4 protein-coding genes and 1 pseudogene are annotated in these 7819 nt (G+C 36.7%); 2 read left to right on the top strand and 3 right to left on the bottom strand.

From position 1 onward, the window contains the following. Nucleotides 1–116: 116 nt before the first annotated feature. From ABYD77_RS00315 to ABYD77_RS00325, 3 genes are all read right to left on the bottom strand, one after another. On the bottom strand, nt 117–1352 hold the full coding sequence (locus ABYD77_RS00315) for a response regulator (RefSeq protein WP_372765857.1): 1236 nt from the start codon (nt 1350–1352) through the stop codon (nt 117–119). Beyond that, nucleotides 1342–3711, bottom strand: a complete 2370-nt coding sequence (locus tag ABYD77_RS00320; protein WP_372765859.1) for a response regulator — start codon at nt 3709–3711, stop codon at nt 1342–1344. Before ABYD77_RS00320 ends, ABYD77_RS00315 begins: the two co-directional genes overlap by 11 nt. 622 nt (nt 3712–4333) lie before the next feature. Next, complete coding sequence (locus ABYD77_RS00325) at nt 4334–6079, bottom strand: PAS domain S-box protein (RefSeq protein WP_372765861.1); 1746 nt, start codon at nt 6077–6079, stop codon at nt 4334–4336. A 247-nt stretch (nt 6080–6326) separates the two neighbouring features. On the opposite strand from ABYD77_RS00325, the pseudogene ABYD77_RS00330 reads away from it, so the two are divergent. Further along, nucleotides 6327–6590: pseudogene (locus ABYD77_RS00330) on the top strand (acyl-CoA thioesterase); the annotation flags it as partial. A 360-nt stretch (nt 6591–6950) separates the two neighbouring features. Next, the coding region (locus ABYD77_RS00335; protein ID WP_372765863.1) for a VWA domain-containing protein at nt 6951–7819 on the top strand (869 nt) is incomplete at its 3' end.

Raw genomic sequence — 7819 nt, forward strand, 5'->3', positions numbered from 1 at the left:
TTTAACGCGTCGAATATGTGATAAGTCCTAGGTATATTGTTATGTTTGATAAGCGAAAATTGTAAGTTACCATCGATTGGCGCATAAAACATATCCAGTTTGTTGCCACTTGTGGCTTATTCCAGATTATCGGGGGGATTACACGTAAGTGTAAATTTACTTCCCATACCTGCTTTACTTGTTAACGATATTTCGCCATTTAATTTTTCTTCAACTAATTTCTTGACAATATATAATCCCAAACCACTACCACCTTCACCTAATCGTGTGGTGTAGTATTTATCGAAGATATGCTCAGCAATTTCCGACGATATTCCTTTACCGTTATCAATAATATTAATAATGAGGCGCTTATTATCTAATCTAACATCTATTACAATTTCACCATTTTGCTCCTTATCGAAAGCGTGGATTAAGGCGTTATTGATTAAATTTAGTAATACCTGTGACAATGCGCCGATCTGTCCACGGAAGAGGATTGTATTTTCACATTCTACGATGAGTTTATGAGGTGAGTTTTTCAGTCTTGGGCTTAAGAGAGTGTTTATTTCTGCCAGATATTGGCTCATATTCACTTCTGTAAGTGCATCGTTAAATTCTCCAATAACAATGCTTTTAAAGCTCTGGACTAACAGGTTAGCATGCTGAATATTAGCATCCATGATAGTAAGCGCTTCCTTACTGTAATCCATGCACGCCAGAAGGTCTGGCTTAGAAAGAGATTGATCGTGTAATTTAGTTTCGGTAATCTGAAACTTCTCCTGAATGCCACTTAAAGCTGTCCGAGTAACCCCAAGCGGTGTAGCTAATTCGTGTCCTAATTCTCCGACTAACTCTCCTAAGTGATTGAGTTTCTCGGACTCAGCTAATTGTTCTTCTTTTTCTTTAGCATACGCTTCTAATGTTATATTTTGTTCTCTTAGTTGCACGATAAGTTGATCGCGAAGTAACAGTAGCTTTCGCAGTTTTAAATGTGTTTCGACACGAGCGAGTAATTCGGCTTCACGGATAGGTTTTGTGACATAATCAAGTGCCCCACAAGAAAATGCTTTTACGAGTTCATTAACATGTGTGCAGGCCGTCACAAAAATAACGGGAATATCTTTTAGCTCAGTCAACGACTTGAGTCTTCGACATGTTTCAAAGCCATCAATACCTGGCATCATAACATCTAACAAGATTAATTCGGGTAAAAAGAGCGAGGCTACCTGAATGGCTTTTTCACCATTTAAGGCAAATGCCACTTCATAGTCGTGCTGTTCCAAGATTTGCGTTAGCAAATCTAAATTCTCTTTTTTATCATCAACAACTAGTATACGGCTATTCTTCAGTTGCACAGAGTTAGTTGACATCTTTAATCTCCTCTAGTGCCGCTAATAACCCCTCCATATCATAATTATCAATAAACTTAAGCAAGTAGTCAGCACCAGCTGCATTAGCTGGGTGGTTCAATGCATTGTCATTGATCAGTGTGCGAACGAAGGACAGACGATTCATATCAGCAGCTTGAATTATCTGATGCTCTAAATCAGTTGAAAGGGTAAATATCACAGGTGCAGATTCGTTAATCTCTTCTTCAATGACAGGTGATTGATACTCAACATCAAACAAATCGGGAAACATTGTCACGATAGACTGAAAAATGTCGGAAAAAAGATAAGGTTTTGCAATGAACTGATCAAACCCAAGGTCGAGAAAAGATTGGATTTCATGACTTAAACTGAAAGCTGAAATTGCAATGCATTTAAGTTGACTAAAATCTTGGCTATTGCGAATGTGAATAATTAATTCATCACCTCGCATTACAGGCATCAATAAATCGATAAACGCAATATCAAAATGGCAGCCGGATTGTAGGGCTTGTAGAGCTTCCTGACCATTACATGCAAACTGATATTCAATATTACATGACTGCAATAGCCCGGCTAACACATCTCGGTTGTCTTTGTTATCGTCTACAATTAGCGCCATGAAGTTACATTGTGGCCTCAAGCTAATTTTGCGTAATTCTTTCTTCGAGGCAAACTCAACATCATTTGCTCTTTCAAACTGTAATTGAAAATAAAATTTTGAGCCAACACTCAGTTTCGACCATACTTCTAATTTACCACCTAAAAGTTCAACTTGTTTTGCTGAGATAGCTAAGCCTAATCCCGTGCCACCTTTTTCATGGCCTGCTTTTCCTTGGCTAAAGTTAGAAAAAAGTGAGGTTAACTCTTCCTCTGCAATGCCTAAGCCTGAATCTTCAATTTCAAATAAAATAGCGTTATCGACTCTACTTAACCTTAATACAATACGACCGCGCTCTGTAAACTTAACTGAATTACCGATAAGGTTGATTAATATTTGTTTTAATTTGCCTTGATCTGAGTTAACTATATAGCGAGAAGATAGTTGATTATCGAATTGGAACAGTAACCCTTTTTGTTCGCACTTTAATTGCAACATTTGTGTGATTTCTTCACACAGGGCGATTAAGTCAAAGATACTAGGCTTTAAAAGCATTGCGCCCGCTTCAATTTTTGAAATCTCAAGGACATCGTTGATAATGTCCAATAAATGTTCGCCAGCTTTTTTTATCTTATCTAAGTTTACCCTATGCTCTGCACTTAAATTATCGGAGTGGCTAATAATCTGAGTAAAGCCTAAAATGGCATTCATCGGCGTGCGGATTTCATGGCTCATGTTGGCCAAGAATTGACTTTTTGCTACATTAGCTTGTTCTGCTTTTTGGTTGGCGATACTTAATTCTTTTGTGCGGTCAATCACCTTTGATTCAAGCTCATCATTCATTTCTGATAAAGATTCATTCAACCACACATTATTACAAGCAATAACCATATTATACGCTAAACTTTCAAGCAATAATTGTTCATCACCAGAAATAGGGTTTTGGTATTTCAATACAAGATAGACTTCCTCACCAGTTTGACAACAGTATAAATAGAGTAATACATCAGTGTTGTTATAAAGGTTATTAAAGTGCACTTGATCAATGTAGCTATTTAAACTGTTTATCCATTGCTCATCTATTGACAACTTTGGTACGACATTTAATGGTTCAAAATACTTCAGAGTCCTTTTAACTAAAGTCACTTTCACTTCTGAATTATCGAGCATATTTGAAAGTGGCAATAAGTGATTGAGTTCTGACAATAAGTGAGATAAAAAATCTCGGCGATTGGTTAATTGCAAAAGCACTTGATTAAATTGCAGTATGTTTGAAAGAGAATGATGAATACTAGATAGTTTTAATAGCTCTTGATAACTGCGAAGTGACGAAACAATGACTGAGCGCAGCTTGTCTGAAGTTATTTCAGTTTTATTTTTATAATCATTAATATCATACTGCTGCATCACAGTCATCTGAGGTGCACTTCCCGGTTCACCTGTTCTAAGAATTATTCTAACTAAATTGTTTTTAATACTTTCGCGACAAAAAAGTACTACATTAAGTCCTGCATCTTCTGTCTCCATTACAACATCAAGAAACATCATCGCAATATCAGGGTGTTTTGTCAGAATCTCTTGCGCTTGTTTTCCCGAATAGGCATGTAAAAAGGATAATGGACGACCATCAAATTTGAATCCACCCAGTGCTAATGTGGTGATAGAGTGAATATCCTTTTCGTCATCAACAATCAACACTTTCCAAGGAAGTCGCTCTTCTTCTATCTCATCACTATTAGCTGCAAATAATAATTCATCCACAATTCTATTAGTATTTGTATAAAACATTAGTTAAGTGTAGAACACATCAATTACTAAGCAATAATCAATATTCTATTAATAAGATAACAGCGCAGGGTTCAACCTGAATAAAGCTAGCTAGGTTGATGTATTAATTTAATTCGGTTGTTTATTGTTTGTGATGAATTAGTAGGAGGCTTTGAACTCAATGAGTTCATGATTGAGAAGGGGAGGGTTTCTCAATATTATAATGTTCTTGATACAATAGTTAGTGTTGATTCTTTTATTGAACTTGCTGTTTTATTGGATTGGAGTTTGCAAAAACCAATGTAATGTCTGCTTTTCTAACAATATAAAACAGCAGCACAATTTATGTGTTAATAATGGAGTCACTTCAGTCACTGACCAAATTAGACTGAGATATGTTACCAGGCCGCTAAAGGTTGTGAGGTAATTAATGCAAGTTTTAAATTTTTATTTTCAAGATAATGAAGATTTTGTGTCGCTCAATAGCTATAGAGTGAAACCCTCTTAGTATTATAAAGAGATATAAATGGCAGCTATGCAACCATCACAATAATCGATAAAACTCGTGAGAGGCACATTTCTGCCAATTATCAATTTAAATCTACCTATCGCTGCTTTACTGATTTCCAAGGTACTTAGATAGTTGATCAACATGACTTTTTGTTTCTTCGATAAGCGAAGTGATCTGATCTGCCGAGTCCGTTGAGCTTTGTGCCAAATTTCTTACTTCATCTGCAACTACAGCAAAACCTCTTCCAGCTTCTCCAGCACGCGCAGCTTCAATGGCTGCATTGAGCGCTAACAGGTTAGTTTGGTTAGAAATATTATTAATGGATTGAACAATTGAGCTTATACGATCGAGCACCTGAGACATCGCAGTGTGGGTTTCAGATATCACTTGATTCTTACTTGATACATCTTCAGCGTATATAAGTACACTGGTTAACTTGCCAGCAATATCAGAGATAGGAGTCGCTTCAAGCACTAAATTAAGCTCTCTCCCTTTAGCATCACGAACGACAGTATCTTCTTTAATACTTTGTTCTTGGTACAGTTTCTGCCAGTGATTATCGCTAATCAAGTCTTTGATATTACCAATTAAATCCGATAATTGAGAGGTGTCTTTGCAGCCTAGCACATTGCACATTTGTGCATTGGCAGAAATTATCGTACCGCCACTATCGGTCTCTAACATTAAACTGCTGTCATTTATAGCGTTCATTCGCACATCGTTTTCCAATGACTTGCGTTTCGTTTTGTCTATATCTGCTTGAATTGCAACGAAATTGATTAAGGTTCCAGTTTCATCAAACACGGGATCAATTGCGAGAGAGATCCAATAGGCTTCGCCCTGTTTGTTATAGTTTAAAATTTCTTCATATAGAGACTCTTTGTTTTTAAGTTTACGAGCAATACGCTTAATAGTGTCACTGTCGGTATACTTTCCTTGTAAAAAAGAACCTGGTTTCTTGCCTTTAATTTCACTTAAACTAAAGCCTGTGATTTCTTCAAAACCACGGTTTACGTATTCAATTAAACCGTTTGCGTTTGTGATGATTACCGCATTGCTAGTGTTATTGGCTACCAAAGATAGCTTTTTAAATTCAACTTTTGCTTGGTACTCTTTGGTAACATCACGGACGAATGCGGTATATAGCATTCTATTTTCGAGGGTTATTTTGGAGAGCGAGAGAGAGACCCAAATTTCGCGACCATCTAATGTAACAATTTTTAGCTCTCTAGAGGAGCCTACAATTTTGTTTTCACCAGTTTTACGGTTGCGATTTATTTTTTCATCGTGAGAAGATTGGATTTCTTTGGGAACCAGTATTTTTACGTTTTTACCCATCACTTCTTCTTTGCTGACTCCCCACAGTTTTTCTGCAGCAGGATTGAAAAAGATAATTTTGTTATTTTCATCGATAGAAACAACAGCATCAACACACTGGTTGAGTGTTTGGTCGATCAGTTGCTCTGCTTCTCTTCGAGCTGTAATGTTTTTCACGATAGCTGAGTAACAAAGTTCGCCATTTAATTCGAATTTAGAAAGCGAAAGGGAGCACCATATTTTTTGATTACTTTTTGTCTCAATATATAAATCAATAGTTTTACCTACAAGCTTGTCCTTACCAGTACCTCGATGGCGATTAACATAATCATCATGATTTGCACGATGCTCCAGCGGGACAAGCATTTTGACATTGTTGCCAATAACTTCGTCTTTTGTGTAGCCCCAGAGTTTTTCCGCCGCGTTGTTGTAATACATCACTTCGTTTTTTGGATTTATGGCAATAATCGCATCTATGCTTTGATCTAAAATTTTGTCTGCAAAATTTGCGGTTTTATTAAAAATACCAAACATGTAGAAACTCCAGGTTTTTCTTCTTGTACGTAAGACCGGTAACTAAAGTTCAATTTACAATAAGAATATAGTGATTACAGTGATACTAGACAGAAAACTAAGATCTCTCCATTTATTATGATTTTGCTATGGAGATTACGCCGTATTGGTAAGAAATAATTAGCAACAGCTAAAAAATAACTACAAATCTGATGTGATTTGGTTCAAAGTGATTAATGTAATTTCATTATTTTCAATTAATCAATAATTGTTAATTGAACCTACTAATAGCCCAGTTCAAAGAGATACCTACGCGTAATACAAACGCCCCATCACCTTTCCAGATACGCTGTTTATTGGCTCATATATTACCGATATTAAAAGTGACCGTTTTACAATGCGTTATGAAGCGTTTAGTGAATCACAACAAGCTATATGTACCACAGGGTATGCCAATGTGGTTATGTTTAATATGAAAACTGCTCAAAAATCAACTATCCCGGAAGATATGCTAAAGGCACTAAAGCAGTAAGTGAAAGAACATAAATAAGCAGAGTTATAAATCTATTGCCTATTTAAGTTAATTTCATAAATGGTTTTTAGTTTAATTTAAGTGGTGAAAGAACTAATTTTAATACCTCAGAATGGAAAAACTTTCAAACACATGTAAGTGTTTAATATAAAAGCTTTTTTGCATTTATCTATTTCTAATCAAAGCGATTCATTTTAGCGATAAGTGTTAAAGTTAGAAAAACTTATATGCGAATTCACTGTTTCAGCTTGTAACAGCTAGCCAAAGGGTAAACCCACTAAAAAAATCTAAAAATAATTCACCCCCAAATTTATAGTCGTCCGTTTGTAGCTTTAAACCACCTATAAAAAGAGACAGATTATGAAAACAAACAAAACCTTAATCGCATTAACAATCGGTACACTAATTATGTCTGGTTGTTCGAATCAAGAGTCGGAACAAACGCAAACGATCGCAAAGCAGACTGAAAAAGAACAGCAAGCCCGAACGAATTTAGAAAATAAAGAAAATACCATGGTTGAAAAAATTGTCGTTACAGGCAGTAGATTGGCAGATGTTGAAGCCGCAGAGTACATGAAAGCTAGTCATCCACAAGTCTTAATGACTGCTCATGCAATGAGAAAGCGTATTGCGCCACCGCCACCTCCTGAATATTTTACAAAGCCTCAAAACCAAGATAACTACCTACCGAGTGATAGCAATGGGGTATTTCAAGCTGCAACCACACCGCTTTCTACTTTTTCGGTTGATGTTGATACCGGAAGTTATGCAAATGTGCGCAGCTATTTAAGCATGGGGCAAAAGCCACCAAAAGATGCCATCCGCGAAGAAGCATTTATTAATTATTTTGACTACAACTACCGCATACCAGAAGATATATCACAACCGTTTGCTACTTATACTGAATTAGCGCCAGCGCCTTGGAGTGATGAGCGCCATATTTTGCGTATTGGTTTGCAAGGTTATGATTTACCAGTGAGTGAACGCAAGCCTTCTAATTTGGTGTTCTTGGTGGATATATCGGGTTCGATGCATGATAAAAACAAGCTGCCTTTACTGGTACAAAGCTTAACCATGATGGTTAAGCAGTTATCGGCACGCGATACGGTGAGTTTGGTGACCTATGCAGGCAATACTGAATTAGTACTTAGCCCAACGAAAGGCAATGAAAAGCAAACTATTATCGATGCGCTGCAAAAACTACAAGCAGGCGGCGGTACGCATGGTGA

It is taken from the genome of Pseudoalteromonas sp. (assembly GCF_041629635.1).
GTDB lineage: Bacteria > Pseudomonadota > Gammaproteobacteria > Enterobacterales > Alteromonadaceae > Pseudoalteromonas.

What these genes read in the sequence shown, in the direction of transcription:
- ABYD77_RS00315 (WP_372765857.1), bottom strand. Translation starts at nt 1,352, where the DNA reads ATGTCAACTAACTCTGTGCAACTGAAGAATAGCCGTATACTAGTTGTT.
- ABYD77_RS00325 (WP_372765861.1), bottom strand. Translation starts at nt 6,079, where the DNA reads ATGTTTGGTATTTTTAATAAAACCGCAAATTTTGCAGACAAAATTTTA.